Here is a 21280-nt window from a genome sequence, read left to right as displayed (position 1 = left end):
GCTTTGGCCTGCCATCGCGCAACCGGAAAATCGGACAATGACAAGCGAACTGGATCCCTACAAGCTAGCAAGTCCCCAACGCTATCTGTGGCGCATGCTCATCTTCATCGGCGCTGCTGCCTTTATTCCGCTCATTCTTTATCGGCAGATTCTCGAGGCTTTCTGGAGTAACCCGCTGCTCAACGCCATAATCTTTCTGGTGCTTGCAGTGGGTATTTTTCTGGCCATCCGGCAGGTTGCACGCCTGTTTCGCGAAGTGCGCTGGGTCAACAATTTCCGGCTCGGCGATCCTGGCCTGGAAGTTTCCCGCCCTCCGATCCTGCTGGCGCCGATGGCGACATTGCTCGGGGACCGTGTGGGCCGGATGGCGATCAACACCTCGACCATGCGCTCGATCCTTGATTCGGTCGGCATGCGCCTTGACGAAGCCCGCGACATCTCCCGATATCTCACCGGGCTTTTGGTGTTCCTCGGTCTGCTCGGCACCTTCTGGGGTTTGTTGCAGACGGTGAGTTCGGTCGGCGACGTGATCCGTTCGCTGTCCGTCGCCTCAAGCGATGTCGGTGTCATCTTCGAGGATCTCAAGTCCGGCCTTGAAGCCCCGCTTCAAGGTATGGGCACGGCCTTCTCCTCCTCGCTCTTCGGTCTATCCGGTTCGCTCGTGCTGGGCTTTCTTGATCTTCAGGCCAGTCAGGCCCAGACGCGTTTCTTCACCGATCTGGAAGACTGGCTCTCCACCGTGACTGATATCCGCATCGAGGATCTTGACACCGACCATGCCGAAACGCTGGCGCAGGATAACGAACAGCTCGTTTCCGTGCTGCAGCAGCTCTCCAAAAAGATCGACAGGGTCGGCGGCGAAGGTGGCGGCGACACCCGCAGCGCTACGTCCGCGATGGCCAATCTGGCCGAAGGCATTCAGGGTCTGGTGCAGCATTTGCGCTCCGAACAGCAGTTGATGCGCGAATGGGCCGACCAGCAGACCACCCAGCAGGAAGACATCAAACAGCTATTGCAAAATCTCAACAAGGTGCTGGAGGACCCCGGTTCAACGCCCCCAAAATAGCGCCCGAGCATTGAGACCAGCATGAGAGACATCGCGCACCGCCCTTGCACTTTAAAGGTGACAGGTCAGCGCGAGTAAAGGATGAGGAAGCCAGATGGGTCTGTCCCGCAATCGACGCAGTGAACCGAAAGCCGACTACTGGCCGGGCTTTGTCGATGCCATGGCCACTTTGCTGCTGGTCCTGATATTCCTGCTCACTGTTTTCATGGTCGCGCAATTCTTCCTCACGCAGGAAATCTCCGGCAAGGACACGGTCCTCAACAAGCTCAACAGCCAGATTGCCGAGCTCACCGAACTGCTGGCGCTTGAACGCGCTGGAAAGCAAGATCTGGAAACCTCATTTGCCAGCCTACAAGCCGATCTGTCCGCCGCCGAATCCTCCCGCGACCGCCTGCTCATTCAGCTCGAAGAACAGGCTGGCGACAAGGACAGCGCCGGAGGCCAGATCGCCAGCCTGACGCGCAATCTCGAAAATGAAAAGACCATCTCACAACGGGCTCTGGCTCAGGTTGAACTGCTCAATCAGCAGATTTCCGCTTTGCGGCGCCAGATCGGCGCCCTTGAAGACGCCCTTGAGGCTTCAGAAAAACGAGATCGGGAAAGCCAGACAAAGATCGCAAGCCTTGGCAAGCGCCTGAATGTCGCCCTCGCCCAGCGGGTGCAGGAATTGTCCCGCTATCGTTCGGACTTTTTTGGCCGCTTGCGGGAAATCCTCTCTCAGCGCTCCGATATTCGCGTTGTCGGCGACCGCTTTGTCTTCCAGTCCGAAGTGCTGTTCCCGTCGGGCGGCGAACGCATGAAGGCCGAAGGCGAACAGGAGCTGGATCGCCTTGCAGAAGCGATCCTCGAACTTAGCAACGACATCCCCGAAGAAATCGACTGGGTGCTGCGCATTGATGGTCACACGGACAACCGCCCCATCAACAGCGCCCGCTTCCCCTCCAACTGGGAGCTGTCGGCAGCCCGCGCCATCTCGGTCGTCAAATATCTCATTTCAAAGGGCGTGCCGCCAAACCGCCTTGTGGCAGCGGGCTTCGGCGAATATCAACCGCTCGAAGAAGGTGACGATCCCGACGCGTGGCGCAAGAACCGCCGCATCGAGCTCAAGCTAACCCAGCGCTGATGCAATCCGCGCATCACGAGCATTATTCCTCGCCATCCCCGAATTGCAGGCTCGCCAGCCGCGCATAGAGGCCTTTTTGGGCCACAAGACTGTCGTGATCCCCTTCCTCGACCAGCCGCCCCCTATCGAGCACGAGAATCCGGTCGGCTTTCTTCACGGTCGCCAACCGGTGAGCGATGACGATTGTGGTGCGACCAGACATCATGCCATCGAGCGCCGCCTGCACATAGGTCTCGCTTTCCGCGTCAAGCGCGCTTGTAGCCTCGTCCAGCAACAGAATGGGTGCGTCCTTGAGGATCGCCCGTGCAATCGCCAAACGCTGCCGTTGCCCCCCTGAGAGCGTTACACCGCGTTCACCCACGGTCGTGTCATAACCCTCCGGCAGGCTGGCAATAAACTCGTCAGCGTGCGCAGCCTTTGCTGCGGCGATGATTTCGTCCCGGCTCGCCCCGTCCCGACCCATGGCAATATTGTCTGCGACCGTCATGGCAAAGATCACCGGTTCCTGCGGCACCAAGGCCATGGATCCGCGCAACGCTTCCAATGACAGGCGCTCAACCAGAATATCGCCAAGACTGATCACACCGCTTGTTGCATCGTAGAAGCGCATCAACACCTGAAATACGGTTGTCTTGCCCGCACCAGACGGCCCGACAATGGCGACGGTTTCCCCCTCATCAATCGAAAAGGTCAGATCCTCCAGCACCGCTTGCGCCTCGTCTTTGCCATAATGAAAACCGACATGGTCAAAGGCGACCGATAACGGCACCCCTGAAGGCAGGGCTTCGGGCGCGTCAGCTGTGCGGATAACAACCTCTTCGTCCAGGAGTTCCATCAGCCGTTCGGCCGACCCGGACGCCTGCGAAATCTCGCCCCATACTTCGCTGAGCCCGCCAAGCCCGGCGGCCGCCATGGTGGAATAGATCAGGAACTGCGACAGCGCTCCGGCAGACAGGCGCCCCGCCGCAACATCCTGCGCGGCATACCAGAGAACCCCGACGATCGACGCAAAAATGCAGAACATGGCGAAGGCCGTCAGCACCGCCCGCGCCCGAATGGAGAACCGTGCCGCCCCAAAGGCAGCCTCGATGCTCTCACCAAAGAATCCCTTGATCCGGTCTTCCTGCGTGAAGGCCTGCAGAATGCGCATCGACCCGATGGCCTCGGAGGCAAAGGCGGAACTGTCCGCAAGGCGATCCTGCGCAAAGCGCTGCTTCTTGCGAACCCAGCGTCCAAGCCCGACAAGCGGCAGCACGATAAAGGGTATCGCCCCCAGCACCAGAAGCGACATTTGTGGACTGGTCACCACCATCATCACGCCAGCCCCGACAAACAGCAGGAAGTTTCTCAGCGCCATCGAGGCACTTGCCCCCACCGCCGACTTGATCTGCGTGGCGTCGGCGGTCAGCCGCGAGACAATTTCGCCGCTTCGTGTGCGGTCAAAAAAGACAGGCGACAGTGCCGTCAGCTTTCCGAACACATCCCGGCGTAGATCATTGACGACGCGCTCGCCCAATATGATGACGAAATAGTAGCGACTGGCACTGGACAGCGCCAGAAAACCAACGGCAAGAATGAGCCAGCCGGTATAATGATCGACCAGCGCCACATTGTCCTGACTGAGCCCCTGATCAATCAGCCCGCGCACCAGCACCGGCAGCGAAAGGGTCGCAGCCGAGGCCACCACAAGCGAGACAATTGCCATGATCACCATGGAACGATATCGCAAGGCATAGGGCACAAGGCGCAAGAGTGGTTGCAGGCGAGCGGAAGCCGGAACTGGCGTATCTGTCATGATTGCTCCAAACGAGTCCTGCCATGCGTTTCGACCGTGAAAAACGGCTGCGGCAGGAGTTGAAGGCCCAATTCGAGCCCATTGGCAAAGCGATGCGTTCACATTCACCGGAAAATTCTCGATCCCGGCCGCTTTTTTCTTCTTCTAGATAAGCAACGGGCTTGTATATCGCAACGCACTGCGGTATAGGGTCCAACGAATTATTTCTACGGCTGTGTGGCCACTCGCCCGCAGCCGAACTTTATGGATCAGACAGAATGGCCGTCCTGAAGCAGGGGGCATCGCGATCCAAGGGCATTCTTTCGCTCGGCTCGACAGCTTCGGGACAGAGGCGAACGGCAGAATGCAGGAAACCAAATTTGGAGCAGGTCTGCCCTTGGTTAGGGAGAAGCGCTTGCTCTAGCGCGAAGGACGTTCAAAATGAAAAAAGATATCCATCCTGAGTATCACACGATCAAAGTCGTCATGACCGATGGCAGCGAATTCACCACCCGTTCGACCTACGGCTCCGAAGGTGACACGCTGAACCTCGATATTGATCCGACCTCCCATCCTGCATGGACCGGCAACACCGGCAACCTGCTCGACCGTGGTGGCCGTGTGTCTCGCTTCAAGGACAAATTCTCCGGCTTCCTGGGCTCCTAAGATCCAGGCGACATTGCCAGACCAATTCAAAAACCCGGCGCTTCAAAAGCACCGGGTTTTTTTCGTCTTCAGAGCAAGGCTGACCTTAAGGCCTTCGCCGGCCTACTTCTCATCAAAACTCATCGCGGTAATCCGGCCGATCCAGAAGGGATGGATTTCCCCCTTGGCGGCCCGGGATATGGTGAAGCTGTGCGGGATCATCATACGCCCTACCTGCCGGTAGTCACCGCGAGCCACATGCTCACCAGACCCATGATAGGGCGTTGTCAGATCGCCATCTTCCTCCGCCTGCATCGACGTCATCCGCCCGTCTGCATCAAAATGGGCCACCATCTTCGCGGACATGTCACCAACTGACACGATGGCCCGCGCGCTGTCCTCGTCAACCGGCTCCCACCGCACTGGTCCACCGGGAAGCAGCGCCTGAGGATAAAGCGCACTTTCCAAAAGCCACCGCCTGAGCGAAATCCGGTCCAGCTCCGGAGTCTGCTTCTCATCCACCACGGTGATCATGGACAGAAGCTTGGCCTTCATCTCCATCTCGCCATGTGCGTAGAAGTCATAGGCACGCGCCCAGGCACCCAGGAAGATTGGCGTTGTCGCAGAAAAAACCATGGCCGGGGTTGTGGTGGCGATCACCTGTTTGGCGGTGGTCGGCTCAAACCCGTCTGTCAGCGGGCGGCGAAAATCCCCTTCCTCACTGAGCCGAACGACCTTGTAATCCGGAAGCGGTCCCCGAATGCTGAAGGCAAAATAGCGCCTCACAGGCTCGGGCAGCTCCGCAACCTGGTCCGGATCAAAAGAGATCGGCTGTGCCTTGGCGCCAATCTCAGCCACGGTTTGCTGAAACGCAGCAATATCCGCTTCCGTTTGTCTCATCTGCACATAGCCATAGACCGACAGAGCTACGATCGCCGCCGCTGCTACATATCCGGTTTTCCTCAAGATCTTCATATCACTCATTTCCCCTAACTGACCTGCCACCGACTCGTGATCGCCTAAACAGGCAAACATTTCGTCTGCTCACATCGTACACATATGTACACTCAGCTTGACGATCAAGTACATTCGTGTACAGTCGAGAAAATTTTTGACAGATCCCCAAAAGGGCAACCGACTTTGACCAATCGCGAAGAGAGACAAAAGCAGATCGAAACCGCCGCCCTCGACCTGCTGCGCGAGAAGGGCTATCGCAGCACATCCATGCTGCAGATCGCCAAGAAAGCCAAAGCCTCGAACCAGACCCTCTACGCCTGGTATGGCAACAAGCAAACTCTGTTCAAATCGATCATCGAGAGAAATGGCGCACTGGTACGTCGTCATCTTCAGGACGCATTGAGTGCCAGCAGCAATCCGCTGTCGGCCCTTGAAACACTGGGACCCTTGCTTCTGGGCTACGCCTGCGGTGAGCAAGCCATCATCATCAGCCGCGCCGCCGTGACAGACGCATCAGAAACCGGCCTTCTGGGGGAAGCCGTCGAAGAGGTGGCCCGCGATACAGTGGTCCCCCTCATCAAATCGCTAATGGAACGACTGGAAAAAAGCGGAGACTTCACATTCGGCAGCGATGCACAAGACGCAGCAGAAACCTATGTCGCCCTGCTGTTTGGCGAACTGCAGATCCGGCTGGCCCGTGGCAACATAGCCCCCTTGAATGACGACGCCATCAACAAAAGAGCGGCGCGCGCCTTTGCGCTAACCTGCCGCCTGTTCGCATCCGATCCCTAGGCAAAGAAAAAGGCGCTCGAAAGCGCCTTTGATGTATCAGAGCGGACCAATCGCCGCCCGCCGTGTGCCTTTCTTGGAAAGGCCTAGTCCGCAGCTCTCATGGCAAACGCACTGGCAATCATGCCGATCTGGTCGCCAACCGGGTTGGATTGTTCGGTCACGGTTTCCGGCTCCTGCGACTTGCGCGAATAGATCACATCATCGAGATGACGAATGCGCTTTTGCAGATGCAGCGACTGATCGATCAATTCCCTCAATCGAAGAGGCAGTTCATCCCATCCGGGACCGTCCTTGGCAGTAGAAAGACCGTGCAGGCGAACCTTGTTTTTCTCCTGTCCGGCCTGCTCAAGGCTCATTTCGCCCTCATTGACAGCACGCTGCAGCAGCAACCAGGAAGCCATCTGCATGAGACGTGTCGTCAGACGCATGGATTCGGTTGCATAAGCAAGAGAGGCAACACGGGGGAGACTTTTCGCCTCCATGCGGCCATCGCCATCCAGATAGTCGGCGGCTTCTTCAACCAGAGCCATACCATCGCGGAAAAGCGTTTTGAAACTATCGGAGTCCGCCAGTTTCGCGCCGAAGAAAACTGGATCTGAGTTTTTGTTGTGCCTAGGCTTGTCGTTCATAAGACCTCCAACTGTCTGGCCTTGCCTACCATGATCGGTGTGTCATATTCAAACAGGCAATACGCCAACGCGTTATCTGTTGGACTATAAAGCACAAACTGTGCCAATCGCGACACACGCACTTTGCACGATTGACGGTCAGTGACGACATTCGCGCTGTCGCACCCTTTCTTCAGACTATCAGAAAAAGATCTGATATTCTAACACTTCATCACTCATTGACGGAGCCTTCGGCAAGGAGAGAAGGGCTCGAACGGCGCGCTCGGAAGAGCCGCATCTTGTACACAGTTGCTGTGCAAATCCCTCAACACTTGACACTCCACCCCAAAAAAGCGGCGCCAGATCCAAGGTCAACATTGCACATTGCGAAGGGGAAGCACAGTCAAACTGCATTTCTCATTCAATGATTATAGATAACCATGCGCAATAAGCGCCACCTTCAAATCGTAAACAGAACACATTCATAAAAAAAGAGCCGCGACAAGCGGCTCTCAGGAGTTAACAGGGAGGCGTCAAACAGAGTGACAGGAGCCACTCGAAATCCATAAGCTATGGATACTTAGTATTTAAACTTAACTTTATTAATAAATGGTTAATGGTAAGAAAAAGATTAAAATCAGCTCCCTAATGGATGAAAAATAGCAGACATCTACAATTAAAGGCTCACTTTCAAAACAAATCGCAAAAGATCTACTTAAGATCATCCAAAAGACCTGATCGATCACACCGCAAGCCCGCCTCTCGCTTTTCGACAACTTCTCCGCTTCACCATTGAGCCCATTTCACCCGCCGCCCGGATGGGTTAGAAAGAGGCAAATCGAACAGGAAGAGGTGCTGCTATGTCCAACCCGAACACCATGAAAGCAGTTCTGGCGCCAGAGCCCGGAGGCCCCGAAGCGCTGCAATTTGTCGACCGACCGGTCCCCGTTCCTTCTGAACATGAGGTTCTGATCAAGGTCGAGGCTGCAGGCGTCAACCGTCCCGACTGCATCCAGCGCGCTGGCGACTACCCGCCTCCCCCGGGCGCATCGGACATTCTGGGCCTTGAGGTCGCAGGGGAAATTGTCGCCGTGGGCAGCGCCGTCAGCGGGGCCAAGCCAGGTGACAAGACAACGGCTCTGGTCTCAGGCGGCGGCTACGCGGAATATTGCCTTGCCCATGAAGGAAGCCTCCTGCCCGTACCGCAAGGCTGGAGCATGGTCGAGGCGGCCAGCCTGCCCGAGACCTTCATCACGGTCTGGCACAATGTGTTCCAGCGCGGGGCGCTGCAGCCGGGTGAGCGTCTCCTGATCCATGGCGGCTCCTCGGGGATCGGCATCACCGCCATCCAGCTCGCCAAACTGTTCGGCGCCTCGGTCGCTGTCACCGCAGGCAGCGAAGAGAAATGCAAGGCCTGCCTTGACGCTGGCGCAGATCTCGCCATCAACTATCGCGAACAGGAGTTCGTCACCGAGCTCAAGACCTGGACCAACCGCAAGGGGGTTAACGTGATCCTCGACATGGTTGGCGGCGACTATATCTCCAAGAACTATGTTGTGGCCGCCGAAGACGCCCGCATCGTCCAGATCGCCTTTCTCAAGGGAGGCATCGCCGAAGCGGACTTCCGTCGCCTGATGATGAAACGGCTGATCCACACCGGATCGACCCTGCGCGCCCGCTCCGACGAGATCAAGGCCGGGATCGTCACCGAACTGAAGCAGAAGGTCTGGCCAAAACTCGCGAAAAACGAGGTAAAGCCCTATATTTTCAAAACCTTCCCATTCGATGAGGTGGTCAAGGCCCATGCGTTGATGGAAAGCTCCAATCACATCGGCAAGATCATGTTGACACTCGACTAGTTGTTCGGTCCCGGGATTTGATGGATCGGATTCATTTTGAATCTTTCCGGATCCTCTGTCCACTTTTTGCAGATAAATTCGTATGGGGTCAGGCCCCTTAGCGTCTTCAATCGTCTAGCGAAGTTGTAGGCATCTATGAAAACAGCCAGATGCTTCTGGAGTTGCTCGTGATCGTCGTAATGGAACCGTTTGACGGTGGCATCCTTAATAGTCCGGTTCATCCTCTCGACCTGACCGTTGGTCCATGGGTGCTTCACTTTTGTCAGGCGGTGTTCAATGCCGTTTCCAGTGCAGACCCGGTCAAAGATGTGCTGGAACTCATGGAGATCGCGAGACCGATTGGTGAACTGGATGCCATTGTCGGTCAGAACAGTATGGATGGTATAGGGCACAGTGGCGACCAGATTGCGCAGGAACTGTGCAGCATTCATCTTTCCTGCCTTGGTATAGAGTTCAACGAAGGCATACTTGGAAGTCCGGTCAATAGCCACAAAGAGATAGAGCTTGCCTTCAGCTGTCTGTACCTGGGCAATATCGATATGGAAATAGCCGATCGGATAGCTCTTGAAACGCTTCTTTGGCTGCTTGTCGCCTTCGACACTCGGTAGTCGCGAAACTCCGTGTCGTTGCAGGCATCTGTGCAGTGAAGAGCGCGTCAGATGCGGGATTGTCGGCTGGAGTGCATAAAGGCAGTCGTCGAGAGGCAACAAGGTATGCCTGCGGAAGGCGACAATGGTCGCTTCTTCTTGCCGCGAAAGCACAGTCGAACGTGGCTCCTTCGGTCCGGTTCTTAAGTCCGCTTGTGAGGTGCGCGTCTTCCACTTGACGACCGTTTTCTGATTGATGCCGTATCGCTTGGAAAGCACTCTCAGGCTCTCTTGACTATTTTGTATTGCTCGACGGACTGCCTCTGTCGTCGTGGCGCTGCCGTGTAGAACTTGGCCCATAGTGCTTCCCTCCATTCAAATGAGAAAGGTGCACCATCAAAGCATGGGATCAAACAACTAGGCCGAAGGGCCCGCCGACCACGGCACGCTTGTTAGGGATCTGTTCACCGCGTTTGGAGGAAGTCCGTTATTTTGACTAGCATCCTCCAAATTTGAAACAAAAAAGTAAGGCAGATCGCGTTCAATAAGGCTCTCCAATCCCTAAATGCGCCGGGATTCCCGGCACATTGTGACAGGACGAGCCAGACCGATGCCTGCGATCAAAGATCTACGACGTGCCTTTCACAAGGCCGCCACCTCGATAGCCCGCCGACCCAGCGCCAATTGCAAAGCGTTTGGCAAGGATGAGAGCGGGGCTATCGCCATCATTTTTGCGCTCGCACTGATCCCGATTCTGATGATGATCGGGGCGGCGGTCGACTATTCGCGCATAGCCCTCAATCGCTCGGAAGCCCAGGCTGCGCTCGACGCAGCAACGCTAGCCGCAGTCAAGAAGGCAGAAGTCCTGACCGATGACGAAGTGCGCGAAATGGTCGAGGACTTTGTTGCTGCCAACCTGCCCGCCGGCGTTGATCTCAACATCGATCTGGTTGAGATTTCGCGCCAGCCGAGCAACCTGAAAGTCTGGTCAAGCGGCGAGACCAAAACCACTTTCATGCGCCTTGCGGGTATCGAATCCTCCGAGTTCAAGGCCAACAGCAGCGCCATTGCGGGTGACAAGACGGTGGAAATTGCGCTCGTCCTCGACAACTCCGGTTCAATGGGTGGCAGCAGATTGAGAGCCCTCAAGGAAGCAGCCAACAGTCTCATCGATATCCTGGAAGAAAACACGGACAAGCCCGAAGACCTCAGCATTGCCGTTGTGCCATTCAATCATCTGGTGCGGATTGACACGGGCAGCAAAAATGCGAGCTGGTTGGACAAGGGGGCCAGATCCTCGATCCATCGCAAGAATCTGCCGCCCAACTCCAACCGTTTCGAGCTGTTTGAAACCCTGACCGACCCCTACACCAATCGGCCGGAGGAATGGGAAGGATGCATGGAGGCGCGCATGCACCCCTATGACATCAAGGATACATCCGCCAGTTCCACTTATCCGGACAGCAATTTTGTCCCCTTCTTCTTCCCGGACACCCATGAAGATCACAACTCCCACTACAACAGCAACAACAACTATCTGTCCTGCGACAGCGGTTACTGGGGTGGCTGGGGCGGCTGGGGCGGCTGGGGTGGAGGTTCCAACAATTGCAACACCTCAGCAGACGGGGCTCTGTGGGACAGATATGGCGAGTATTACGAGCAGAAGCTCAACTCGGGAAAGGGGCCGAACGACAGCTGTTACGTCGAGCGAATCACGCCCCTGACCACCCAAATGTCTACGGTGCGTACGAGCATCCGCAATCTGGATGCAAACGGCAACACCAACATCCACATGGGTACGATCTGGGGCCTGCGCGCGCTGTCGCCACAACCTCCCTACTCGGAAGGCCGGCCCTACTCAGACGACGAAAACCTGAAATTTCTCATCATTATGTCTGATGGTGCCAACACCTATGGCAGCTACCAGGCCTATGGCTGGTCGAGCGACGGCAGGATTAGCGGCTCGGGAAGTACGGTGCGCGAGATGAACAAGCGCACCAAGGAATCCTGCCAGGCAGCAAAAGACGACAAGGTCATTGTCTACACGATCGCCTACGGCAATCTTGACAGCGACACCACAACCTTGCTCAGAGATTGCGCCACCAGTGCGGACAACGCCTACACGCCCAAGAACACGTCCGACATGATTAAGGTGTTCAAGGATATTGCCGAAGCGCTGACCACAATCCGACTCACTGAATAGTGAGACAGCGCGTCCACGGCTAAAATCAGAGGCTTACAGCGTTAAAAAGCAAGAAAATGCGGCTCATAACCTGTTATGAGCCCTTTTCTTGTTTGCGCCAAAGCGTCATAGCAAGTATAGTCCCCCCATTCCCTGTCAATTCTTGCGAAACTGATAAGGCTGATCTGGAGAGAATTCAGGTCGAGCAACAATGAGGATGTACCATGTCGAATGCACCACTGATGCCGAAAGCAACTGCAGTTTGGCTGGTCGATAACACAGCCCTGTCTTTCGATCAGATTGCTGCCTTCTGCAAACTGCACCCGTTGGAAGTCAAAGCGATTGCCGATGGCGAAGCCGCCCAGGGCATCAAGGGCTTGGACCCGATCATGACCGGCCAATTGACCCGCGAAGAAATCGATAGGGCCCAGAAGGATCCAGCCTACCGGATCAAGCTTGCGCCGCCCAAGGTGATCGTGCCTGAGCCCAAGCGTCGCGGCCCGCGCTATACACCCGTCTCCAAGCGTCAGGATCGCCCCAACGCCATTCTGTGGCTGATCCGAAATCATCCAGAGCTGAAGGATCAGCAGATCGTCCGCTTGGTGGGCACGACCAAACCGACCATCGAGGCGATTCGCAGCCGCACCCATTGGAACAGTGCGCAGCTGACTCCCATGGATCCGGTGACACTGGGCATTTGTAAGCAGATTGATCTTGATCTCGAGGTCAAGAAATCAGCAGCTGACGCCCCTGCCCGCCCCGATGTGCAGGAAGACCAAACCCTTCTGTCTGCCGAAGAAACCGTCAGTCATGCAGATCCGTTCGGCAACTTCAAAAAAGCCGAAGAAGAGCCTGCCGACGACGAGAAAGTTCCGGACGCAGCATCCGTCTTCGCCAACTTCCAGCCATCCTCCAAGGATGACGACGAAGACGACGAGAACAACGGCTAAAGCCGCACATCTCGCTCCTTGCGATCAATCACACAAAAAAGGCCGGGACATCATCCCGGCCTTTTTAATTGTCAGCTCGGCAATCAATCCGCCCACTCAGATGCCATGCTCACGCAGGGCATGCTCGATTTCATCAAGGATCGCCGGATCATCGATGGTCGCAGGCATTCTATAGTCTTCGTGGTCAGCAATCGCACGCATTGTCCCGCGCAGAATCTTGCCTGACCGCGTTTTGGGCAGCCGATCCACCGCCACAGCGATCTTGAAAGCAGCAACCGGACCGATCTTCTCGCGCACCAGACCGATCAGTTCCTTTTCGATATCGATCGGCGCACGATCAACACCGGTTTTCAAAACCACGAACCCGGCCGGCAATTGACCCTTGAGCTTGTCGGCGATCCCGATCACGGCACACTCGGCCACATCCGGATGCGCTGACAGAACCTCTTCCATGGCGCCGGTGGACAAGCGATGGCCAGCCACGTTGATGATGTCATCGGTACGCGACATGATGTAGAGATAGCCATTCTCGTCCATATAGCCCGCATCGCCTGTCTGATAATATCCCGGGAATTCATCCAGATAGCTCGTTCTGAACCGTTCGTCATTCTGCCACAGGCCGGGAAGGTTCCCCGGTGCCATCGGCAGCTTGATCACGATATTGCCCATCTCGTTGGCAGGCACCGGATGACCATCAGCCCCCACGATCTGCACATCGTAGCCCGGCATCGCCACGGTTGGTGAGCCATGCACCACCGGCAAAAGCTCAACACCAACCGGATTGGCTGCGATTGCCCATCCCGTCTCGGTCTGCCACCAATGATCGATCACTGGAACCTTCAGCATATCTTCGGCCCACTGAACCGTGTCGGGGTCAGCGCGCTCCCCGGCAAGGAACAGGGTCCGAAGGCAAGAAAGATCGTATTTGGCAATGAACTCGCCCTTCGGATCCTCTTTCTTGATGGCGCGAAAAGCCGTCGGCGCGGTAAACAGGGCAGCAACATTATATTCGTTGATAACCCGCCAGAAGGTTCCGGCATCCGGCGTTCCAACCGGTTTGCCTTCAAACAGCACCGTTGTCGCCCCATAAATCATCGGCGCATAGACAATGTAGGAATGCCCGACGACCCAGCCGACATCCGAGGCGGCCCAGAAGACCTCTCCGGGCTTGATGTCATAGAGATATTGCATGCTCCAGTTAAGCGCCACCAAATGCCCGCCATTGTCGCGCACGACACCCTTGGGCTGGCCGGTGGTGCCGGAGGTATAGAGGATGTAGAGCGGATCGGTCGCAGCAACCGGAACGCATGGCACAGACCGCCCCTCGGCAATCACCGCGTCAACCGCACGAGCGTAGTCGACATCCCGCTCCTCGGTCAGATCGCAGGAAAGCTGATCGCGTTGAAAGATGATGAGGGCCGAGGGTTTGTGTGTTGCCAGTTCGATGGCTTCGTCAAGCAATGGCTTGTAGGCGATGGTCCGATTCGGCTCGATGCCGCAGGAGGATGAGACGATGGCCTTGGGCTTGGCATCATTGAGGCGCGTCGCCAACTCGTTTGCCGCAAAGCCTCCGAACACCACGGAATGGATGGCCCCGATTCGCGCACAGGCAAGCATCGCAAAGGACGCCTGCGGGATCATCGGCATGTAGATGATGACGCGGTCGCCCTTCTCCACGCCCTGATCCAGAAGAACCGCAGCCAACCCTTCGACCTGCTTTTTGACGTCAGAATAGCTGTAACGCGCCTTGGTGCCGGTGATCGGGCTGTCATAGATGATTGCATCCTGATCGCCTCGCCCGGCTTCGACATGCCGATCCACCGCATTGTAACAGGTGTTGCACTCGGCTCCGGCAAACCAGCGACCATAAACGCCGGCATCCTCGTCAAACACTTTATCGGCCGGCTTATACCAGTCGATTGTCTCCGCAGCCTTGCCCCAAAATCCTTCCGGATCCCGTTTCCACCCTTCATAGAGTTCTTTATACTCACCAGCCATACGTAAGCCTCCCAGCGTAAAAGCAATTTGGCTATGTCTAGCGTGCCACCCTACGTCAGGTCTATTCGGCGAAAGGAGGAAGAGAAGCCGATTTTTCTGTGACTTTCTCCCTAGTTAATACGTAAAATCCCCAAGTCACAATGACCAGACTGCCCATATTTCGTGCACGTAAAGGGAAGCGGTCTGATTCAGACACACGCAATCAAGCTCAAGCCAGCATTCTGGGCTGCGACCTAAGGCCAGCTATACAAGAGCCTTGTCAAATGCCTTTGACTTTCCCGCCCGCAACGCTCTAGACAAGACCTGACAACCCGCCAAGCGAAAGTCTTCGCATGCTCACCGATCCAATTTTCTATCTTGCAGCTGTCCCAGCTGTCATTCTGGTTGGCCTTTCAAAAGGCGGCTTCGGCGGGTCTTTGGGCATGTTGGGCGTGCCGCTCATGGCATTGGTGATCTCGCCGATTCAGGCGGCTGCAATTTTTCTGCCTATCCTGATTTGCATGGACATCGTCGGCCTCTATTCCTATCGCGGCAAGGCAAACTGGCAGGTTCTCAGGGGCATTCTGCCCTATGCCCTTGTCGGCATCACTGTTGGCTGGCTGCTTGCCGATCTGGTGGATGAGAATATCGTGAGACTGATGGTCGGACTGGTGGCTCTGGCCTTCGTGCTTGACTATGTTGTCAGAATCCTGCGCAAAAAAGAGTTCGGCACACGCGGGCCGATCTCCGCCGCAGTATGGGGCACGACGGCAGGCTTCACCAGCTTCGTAGCGCACGCCGGTGGCCCACCCTTCCAGATCCACACGCTGCCCATGGGCATGCACCGCATAACCTTCGTTGCCACATCGGTCTATTTCTTTGCCACCGTCAACACGGTCAAGCTGATCCCCTATTTCTTTCTAGGGCAGTTCTCCACCCAAAATCTATGGACAACGCTGGTGTTGTTGCCGCTGGCTCCGCTCGCCATGATCACCGGCATCAAGCTGGTTCATCTGGTCAGCCAGACCTTTTTCTATCGTCTTGCCTACATCGGCATGTTTGTCATCGCGCTCAAGCTTTGCTCGGACAGTCTGTTGTCATTCATGTAAGCGCGCCAAGTCGATCAAATCCCTTTTTCCAATTGCACTGCAGTTTCTCCTTAGCGATCATGGCAGGGAAAAGCACCTATGTTTGTCGCCTAAGATGAACCGGTGCAAGGGAGGGACGCATGTCAAACAATCCATTTTCCAAACATCTGGACCAGAACCCGGCCAATTATGTGCCGCTGTCGCCCGTGACATTTCTGGAACGTGCAGCCCTCACCTATCCTGATCACACCGCCTGGGTGCATGGTCAGACACGCGAGAAGTACGCCGATTTCTACACCCGCTGCCGCCAACTGGCCTCGGCACTCTCAAGCCGCGGCATTGGTCGAGGCGATGTTGTGTCAGTCATGCTACCCAACGTGCCCTCTATGCTCGAGATACACTATGCTGCTCCGATGATCGGCGCGGTCCTGCACGCAATCAACACGCGCCTTGATCCGCCGGTCATTGCGTTCCAGCTTGAGCACGCCCAGACGAAGCTCATCATCATCGACACCGAATATGCCGAAGCCATGAAGGACGCCCTGGCCATCGCCGAGATCGATCCTGTGGTCGTGCAATATTCGGACCCGGAATTTGCGCAGGAAGGACCATGGCTGGGCGAACTCGACTATGAAAGCCTCGTGAAAGAAGGCGATCCGACCTTCGATTGGCCCGGCCCGGTGGACGAATGGGATGCCATCGCTCTCAACTACACCTCCGGGACGACCGGAGATCCCAAAGGCGTTGTCTATCATCACCGTGGCGCCTATCTCATGGGCTATGCCAACATCGTTTCCGCCAAGCTCTCCCATCAGCCGGTCTATCTCTGGACGCTACCGATGTTCCATTGCAACGGCTGGTGTTTTCCATGGTCTCTTTCGGTTGTGGCCGGCACCCATGTCTGCCTGCGCGCCGTGCGAGCCAAGCCCATCTTCAAGGCCATCAACGAAGAAGGCGTCACGCATCTGTGTGGTGCCCCGATCGTCATGTCGACGCTGCTGAACGCCCCGGACGAAGACAAGCAGCCATTGCCACACACCGTCGAATTCATCACTGCAGCTGCCCCGCCGCCCGAAGCGATACTGGCAGGCATGACCCGGGAAGGCTTTCAGGTCACCCACGTCTATGGCCTCACCGAGACCTATGGGCCCTCTGTCATCAACGAATGGAAGGAAGACTGGAACGAGCTATCCCCACAGGAACAGGCGTCGAAAAAGGCCCGTCAGGGCGTTCGCTACCCTGCACTTGAAGGCCTCTCGGTACGCAATCCGGCAACCATGGAACCCGTCGCACCGGACGGAGACACCATCGGGGAGGTCATGTTCCGCGGCAACATCGTCATGAAGGGCTATTTCAGGAACGAAGGCGCAACCAATCAGGCCTTTTATGATGGCTGGTTCCACTCTGGAGACCTCGCCGTCATGCATCCCGACGGATACATCCAGATCAAGGACCGATCCAAGGACATCATCATCTCTGGAGGCGAGAATATCTCCTCCATTGAAGTGGAGGATGCACTCTACAAGCATCACGATGTAGAAGCGGCCGCAGTCGTCGCACGACCTGATGACAAGTGGGGCGAAACCCCTTGCGCCTTTGTCGAACTGAGCAAAGGGCACACCACAACAGAAGAAGACCTGTTCAACTGGTGTCGAGATCATCTGGCCCATTACAAGGTGCCCAAGACCATCATCTTTACCGACTTGCCCAAGACATCAACGGGCAAGATTCAGAAGTTCCTGTTGCGCAAGAAAGCCAAGTCGCTCTAGGCCAGAACGTCTCTGGGCGAATTGAAAGCCCCTTCGCAGTCTATTGCTTCCCGCGCTGCAGCAGCTTCCTGAAGCCGTTCCGGATGGCTGATGCGATCAGTTTGGGAACGGCATTCTTCATGGCATGCATGGTTTTGATATCGATTTTTTGGCGCAATTCGGTGGTCTTTTTTGCGATACTCTCACCGATGGGGCTGCCGTAGAACTCATCCAGTGCCACCAGCTCTTCATAGGTAAAGGTGTTGACGATATCATCCTCAAGCTCGCTGTAGGCCTTCTGCAATTCCTTTGCCAGAACGCCGCTGATGCCCCGCAGCATCTTTTTCTCCTGCTCCTCCGTCATCTTGGGAAAGCGCAGCCGCAACATCTTGCCGAACGGCTTCATGGCCTCGTCGATCGTGGCTTGGGCATCCATGGCATTATAGAGCTGGCGTGCCCACATCCGCGCGAGCTCTTCCTTCTCTTGTGCACTTTTGGCGTGGCAGGGAGCGGTTCCGATAAACACAAGCAGGATTGTAACAAAAACGGGATATCGTCTGATGAGCATGGTGGGCCAGCCTCCTGCATTGTGCGAGCGGTTCAAATCACCCCGCCGACACCACACATGGAGCGCACGCCCTGATCAGATGCCTGATTGGTCGATGGGCAACTTGGGAATATTATCCCATAAAGACTGGCATGTACAAAACATAAAAACAACCCAAAGTCGCAAGCAAAGACATCAAAAAAGCCGCGGGGATTGCCGCGGCTTGGTCATCTTCGGAGTAGGAGAGGATCAGCTCACGGTTTGCAAACCGCTGATCTCATCCTTCATCTGAAGTTTTTTTCGTTTCATTTCGGCAATTTGGAGTTCGTCAACGGATGGATGGGTAAATGCTTCTTCGATTTCCTTATCCAGTTCATCATGTCTGCGCTGCAGTTCCTGGATACGTGAATCTAACGACATATATGCCTCCATATGTTTGAATACGACGTAAGAAGTGTGACACATTCGCAAAAACCTGTCGATAGATTTCCTTGTGAAATTGACTTACAATATATTAAGTGCGAATGGCATAGGTTTGCCATCATTCCGCCGTTTTCACCATTCGAATCTTGCAAAGTTGATTCGAATAATGTATTGAAATTGCTGTAAATTACACGTTTGGCGGCAAAGCTATGACCGAAGAAGAAGAATCTGCAGTCCGCGCCCAGATGGCGCTGCTGAAAACCGAGCACGGCGATCTAGATCTGGCCATTCATGCCCTCGAAAGCCGGCCGGGTGGAAATGCTTTGCCCATACAGCGCATGAAGAAGAAAAAACTACTGCTCAAGGACGAAATTCAGCGCCTTGAGAACAAGCTTTTTCCGGACATCATTGCATAATCGGACCGGTCACGGTTTATTAACGCCCGACACAGGATTTGCCCGGTAGAGCGATCAACAGATTGCGACGCCACAGCCGCATTATGTCTTGTCCCCCTCATATTTCCTTCTATACTCTGCGCTTCCAACGGCGACCCCGGTCGCATGAACCATGCAAATTCGAGGCAAACCGAAGGCGAGAAGGACCCGATCATGTCGACAAAGGACACGCCGGTCGCAATCATCATGGGCAGCCAGTCCGATTGGCCAACCATGCGCAATGCTGCTGAAATTCTCGACACGCTCGCCGTGCCCTATGAGGCGAAGATCATTTCCGCCCACAGGACACCCGACCGAATGGCCGACTTCGCCAAATCTGCAAGAGACGACGGGTTCAAGGTGATCATCGCAGGCGCGGGTGGCGCAGCGCATCTGCCGGGCATGACAGCGGCCATGACGCCCTTGCCGGTGCTTGGCGTGCCCATCCAGTCCAAGGCTCTCAGCGGACAGGATTCTCTTCTTTCGATCGTCCAAATGCCTGCGGGCATCCCCGTCGGCACCCTTGCCATTGGCCGCGCAGGTGCCGTCAATGCCGGGCTGATGGCGGCTGCCATTCTGGCAACGACCGACGCGGCTCTGGCCGAGCGGCTCGATGCATGGCGCACGGCCCAGTCCGACGCGATTGCCCTTGCACCGGTCGATGAAGATTGATCAACATCCCTTACCCCGTAAAGACCCAGAAAGTGACGTGACATGCTGCAACCAGGCGATACCATTGGCATTCTCGGAGGCGGCCAGCTCGGCCGCATGATGGCCCTCGCCGCCGCCAAACTGGGCCTTCATTGTCATGTCTTCTGCCCGGATCCGCATAGCCCGGCCTTTGCGGTGACCGCCTATTCGACCTGCGCAAACTATGAAGACTACAATGCGCTTGAGCAATTTGCCGAACAGGTTGCCTGCGTTACCTACGAATTCGAGAATATCCCCGCGCCGACGGTTGAGTTCCTGCGCGGCAGAATTCCGGTGCTGCCCGGCGATCAGGTACTAAAGACCTCGCAAGATCGCCTGACGGAGAAAACCTTCTTCCAGTCCATCGGCATCCCGACAGCAGGCTTTGCAGAAATCAATTCCGCCGAAGAATTGAAGTCAGCCGCCCAGACCCTTGGCTTGCCAGCGCTCGTCAAGACCCGGCGCTTTGGTTATGACGGCAAGGGCCAGATCTTTCTCAAGCCTGAAACCGATCTGGACAGCGCATGGGAAACACTGGGTGATCTGCCTGCAATTCTGGAAGCCTACGTACCGTTCGAGCGCGAAATTTCCGTGATCACGGCCCGCAATGCGCAAGGACAGACGGCGACCTATGACATCGCCGAGAATGTACATCGCAACCAGATTCTCCACACCACAACCATTCCCGCCGCCATCTCTGCCGAGATCGCGCAGGAAGCCAGACGGATCGGCGAGACCGTCGCCAATGCCCTTGAGTATGTCGGCGTGCTTGCTGTTGAGCTGTTTCTCCTGCCTGAAGGCTACGCCCAGCGTCTGGTCGCCAATGAAATGGCCCCCCGTGTGCATAACTCAGGCCACTGGACGGAGAGCGCCTGCACGGTCTCCCAGTTCGAGCAGCATATCCGCGCCGTAGCAGGATGGCCGCTGGGTGACACGACCCGCCACAGCGACTGTGTCATGACCAATCTGATCGGGCAGGACATTGCCGACTGGCCCAACCTCACCGCTGAACCGGGCGGTGCCTTCCATTCCTATGGCAAGGCCGAGATCCGCGACGGACGGAAAATGGGTCATATCAACCGCATTTCTCCCAAGACAAATGCATGAACGTTGATTTTTGGCACATTTTCAGCAAAACAGGCCGCTTGCAGGTGGACAAGCAACCAGAGGTCTGGTAGAAACCCCTCCAAAGTTCGGGCGCTGCTCAGGCGGTGGCCGATTTTTTTCATCGAAAATCCACACATCACGAACTTAGGGAATGACGCGTGCAGGTACTCGTCCGCGATAACAATGTCGACCAAGCCTTGAAGGCGCTGAAGAAAAAACTCCAGCGTGAAGGCGTATTCCGCGAAATGAAAATGCGGAACTTCTATGAAAAGCCATCTGAAAAGAAGGCTCGTGAAAAAGCTGAAGCTGTGCGCCGTGCGCGCAAATTGGCTCGCAAACGCTTGCAGCGTGAAGGTCTGATCCCTTCCAAAGGTCGCGGTCGATAAGACCCGCTGACCCTAGGACCCTTTGGGGACTATAACGCTGGCGTTTTAAACGTCGGTCCAGACCTATTTTGATGAAAGTTCGGTGATTGTTGCTCAGGTCTCGCTTGCGGGACCTGAGGTCGTTGCATGGGCAGGTTTCTGTCAAGTGGCGATGACATTCAGGGCGGCTTCCGCAACGGATGATCAACCATTTCCAAGTCTTCATCAATTGACAGCTTGCCCGTATAGGGTAGACATGTCTATCACAGGAAATGCCGAAATATGGCAGACTTGTTCCAGTCTGCCCAATTTCTGACAGACTGCTCTGTCTTTTGTGGCATAATCCTGTAAGACGGCA

At 55.9% G+C, this 21280-nt stretch carries 20 protein-coding genes; 13 read left to right on the top strand and 7 right to left on the bottom strand.

The window, feature by feature from the left end:
- The first annotated feature begins 37 nt into the window (after positions 1–37).
- Complete coding sequence (locus CPH65_RS05785; RefSeq protein ID WP_096172555.1) at positions 38–1066, top strand: flagellar motor protein MotA; 1029 nt, start codon at positions 38–40, stop codon at positions 1064–1066.
- A 94-nt stretch (positions 1067–1160) separates the two neighbouring features.
- Positions 1161–2189 (top strand): peptidoglycan -binding protein, encoded by a 1029-nt coding sequence (locus CPH65_RS05780; RefSeq protein WP_096172553.1) that lies wholly within the window; start codon positions 1161–1163, stop codon positions 2187–2189.
- 22 nt (positions 2190–2211) lie between these two features.
- Here CPH65_RS05780 and CPH65_RS05775 read toward each other — a convergent pair whose 3' ends face one another.
- Positions 2212–3984, bottom strand: coding sequence for an ABC transporter transmembrane domain-containing protein (locus CPH65_RS05775; protein ID WP_096172552.1), 1773 nt, complete (start codon positions 3982–3984; stop codon positions 2212–2214).
- Positions 3985–4404: 420 nt separating this feature from the next.
- Here CPH65_RS05775 and rpmE point away from each other — a divergent pair, with 420 nt between their 5' ends.
- Positions 4405–4629 carry a 50S ribosomal protein L31 gene (gene rpmE, locus CPH65_RS05770; RefSeq protein WP_096172550.1) on the top strand — a complete coding sequence of 75 codons (225 nt, stop codon included), beginning with the start codon at positions 4405–4407 and terminating at the stop codon, positions 4627–4629.
- Between the two features lie 102 nt (positions 4630–4731).
- Here the strand turns inward: rpmE and CPH65_RS05765 are convergent, their stop codons facing one another.
- Positions 4732–5583 carry a DUF6544 family protein gene (locus tag CPH65_RS05765; RefSeq protein ID WP_096172549.1) on the bottom strand — a complete coding sequence of 284 codons (852 nt, stop codon included), beginning with the start codon at positions 5581–5583 and terminating at the stop codon, positions 4732–4734.
- A gap of 165 nt (positions 5584–5748) precedes the next feature.
- Between CPH65_RS05765 and CPH65_RS05760 the strand changes: the two genes are divergently transcribed.
- Complete coding sequence (locus CPH65_RS05760) at positions 5749–6357, top strand: TetR/AcrR family transcriptional regulator (protein WP_157747522.1); 609 nt, start codon at positions 5749–5751, stop codon at positions 6355–6357.
- Positions 6358–6440: 83 nt separating this feature from the next.
- Here CPH65_RS05760 and CPH65_RS05755 read toward each other — a convergent pair whose 3' ends face one another.
- Complete coding sequence (locus CPH65_RS05755) at positions 6441–6986, bottom strand: DUF1465 family protein (RefSeq protein WP_096172547.1); 546 nt, start codon at positions 6984–6986, stop codon at positions 6441–6443.
- A gap of 839 nt (positions 6987–7825) precedes the next feature.
- Here CPH65_RS05755 and CPH65_RS05750 point away from each other — a divergent pair.
- On the top strand, positions 7826–8824 hold the full coding sequence (locus tag CPH65_RS05750; protein WP_096172545.1) for an NAD(P)H-quinone oxidoreductase: 999 nt from the start codon (positions 7826–7828) through the stop codon (positions 8822–8824).
- Here the strand turns inward: CPH65_RS05750 and CPH65_RS05745 are convergent.
- The gene (locus CPH65_RS05745; protein ID WP_096172544.1) at positions 8821–9771 is read right to left on the bottom strand and encodes an IS481 family transposase; all 951 of its coding nucleotides are present in this window, start codon (positions 9769–9771) and stop codon (positions 8821–8823) included. The two genes, CPH65_RS05750 and CPH65_RS05745, sit on opposite strands and share 4 nt — an antisense overlap.
- A 250-nt stretch (positions 9772–10021) precedes the next feature.
- Between CPH65_RS05745 and CPH65_RS05740 the strand changes: the two genes are divergently transcribed.
- Together CPH65_RS05740 and CPH65_RS05735 are read left to right on the top strand one after the other, a co-directional pair.
- Positions 10022–11614, top strand: coding sequence for a TadE/TadG family type IV pilus assembly protein (locus tag CPH65_RS05740; RefSeq protein WP_172891464.1), 1593 nt, complete (start codon positions 10022–10024; stop codon positions 11612–11614).
- Between the two features lie 203 nt (positions 11615–11817).
- Positions 11818–12543, top strand: a complete 726-nt coding sequence (locus CPH65_RS05735) for a DUF1013 domain-containing protein (protein WP_096172541.1) — start codon at positions 11818–11820, stop codon at positions 12541–12543.
- 96 nt (positions 12544–12639) lie between these two features.
- On the opposite strand, the gene CPH65_RS05730 is transcribed toward CPH65_RS05735, so the two are convergent.
- On the bottom strand, positions 12640–14541 hold the full coding sequence (locus CPH65_RS05730) for a propionyl-CoA synthetase (protein ID WP_096172540.1): 1902 nt from the start codon (positions 14539–14541) through the stop codon (positions 12640–12642).
- Between the two features lie 332 nt (positions 14542–14873).
- Between CPH65_RS05730 and CPH65_RS05725 the strand changes: the two genes are divergently transcribed.
- Both CPH65_RS05725 and CPH65_RS05720 read left to right on the top strand, forming a co-directional pair.
- A complete protein-coding gene (locus CPH65_RS05725; protein ID WP_096172538.1) occupies positions 14874–15629 on the top strand; it encodes a sulfite exporter TauE/SafE family protein in 756 nt (251 codons plus the stop codon).
- A gap of 119 nt (positions 15630–15748) precedes the next feature.
- Positions 15749–17377: an acyl-CoA synthetase gene (locus CPH65_RS05720; RefSeq protein WP_096172537.1), complete on the top strand. Its 1629-nt coding sequence runs from the start codon at positions 15749–15751 to the stop codon at positions 17375–17377.
- A gap of 40 nt (positions 17378–17417) precedes the next feature.
- On the opposite strand, the gene CPH65_RS05715 is transcribed toward CPH65_RS05720, so the two are convergent.
- Together CPH65_RS05715 and CPH65_RS05710 are read right to left on the bottom strand one after the other, a co-directional pair.
- Positions 17418–17924: a DUF2059 domain-containing protein gene (locus CPH65_RS05715; protein WP_096172536.1), complete on the bottom strand. Its 507-nt coding sequence runs from the start codon at positions 17922–17924 to the stop codon at positions 17418–17420.
- Between the two features lie 228 nt (positions 17925–18152).
- The gene (locus CPH65_RS05710; RefSeq protein ID WP_096176259.1) at positions 18153–18323 is read right to left on the bottom strand and encodes a YdcH family protein; all 171 of its coding nucleotides are present in this window, start codon (positions 18321–18323) and stop codon (positions 18153–18155) included.
- Positions 18324–18535: 212 nt separating this feature from the next.
- On the opposite strand from CPH65_RS05710, the gene CPH65_RS05705 reads away from it, so the two are divergent.
- The 4 genes from CPH65_RS05705 (at position 18536) to rpsU (ending at position 20943) form a co-directional block, all read left to right on the top strand.
- Entirely contained in the window at positions 18536–18742 is a 207-nt protein-coding gene (locus CPH65_RS05705; protein WP_096172534.1) for a YdcH family protein, read from the top strand.
- A 192-nt stretch (positions 18743–18934) separates the two neighbouring features.
- On the top strand, positions 18935–19432 hold the full coding sequence (gene purE, locus CPH65_RS05700) for a 5-(carboxyamino)imidazole ribonucleotide mutase (RefSeq protein WP_096176258.1): 498 nt from the start codon (positions 18935–18937) through the stop codon (positions 19430–19432).
- 42 nt (positions 19433–19474) lie between these two features.
- Positions 19475–20557: a 5-(carboxyamino)imidazole ribonucleotide synthase gene (locus CPH65_RS05695; protein ID WP_096172533.1), complete on the top strand. Its 1083-nt coding sequence runs from the start codon at positions 19475–19477 to the stop codon at positions 20555–20557.
- Positions 20558–20715: 158 nt separating this feature from the next.
- A complete protein-coding gene (gene rpsU, locus CPH65_RS05690) occupies positions 20716–20943 on the top strand; it encodes a 30S ribosomal protein S21 (protein ID WP_096172531.1) in 228 nt (75 codons plus the stop codon).
- The last annotated feature ends 337 nt before the right edge of the window (positions 20944–21280 follow it).

This window comes from Cohaesibacter sp. ES.047 (assembly GCF_900215505.1).
Lineage (GTDB): Bacteria > Pseudomonadota > Alphaproteobacteria > Rhizobiales > Cohaesibacteraceae > Cohaesibacter.
This window is presented reverse-complemented; position numbering and strand designations above follow the sequence as displayed.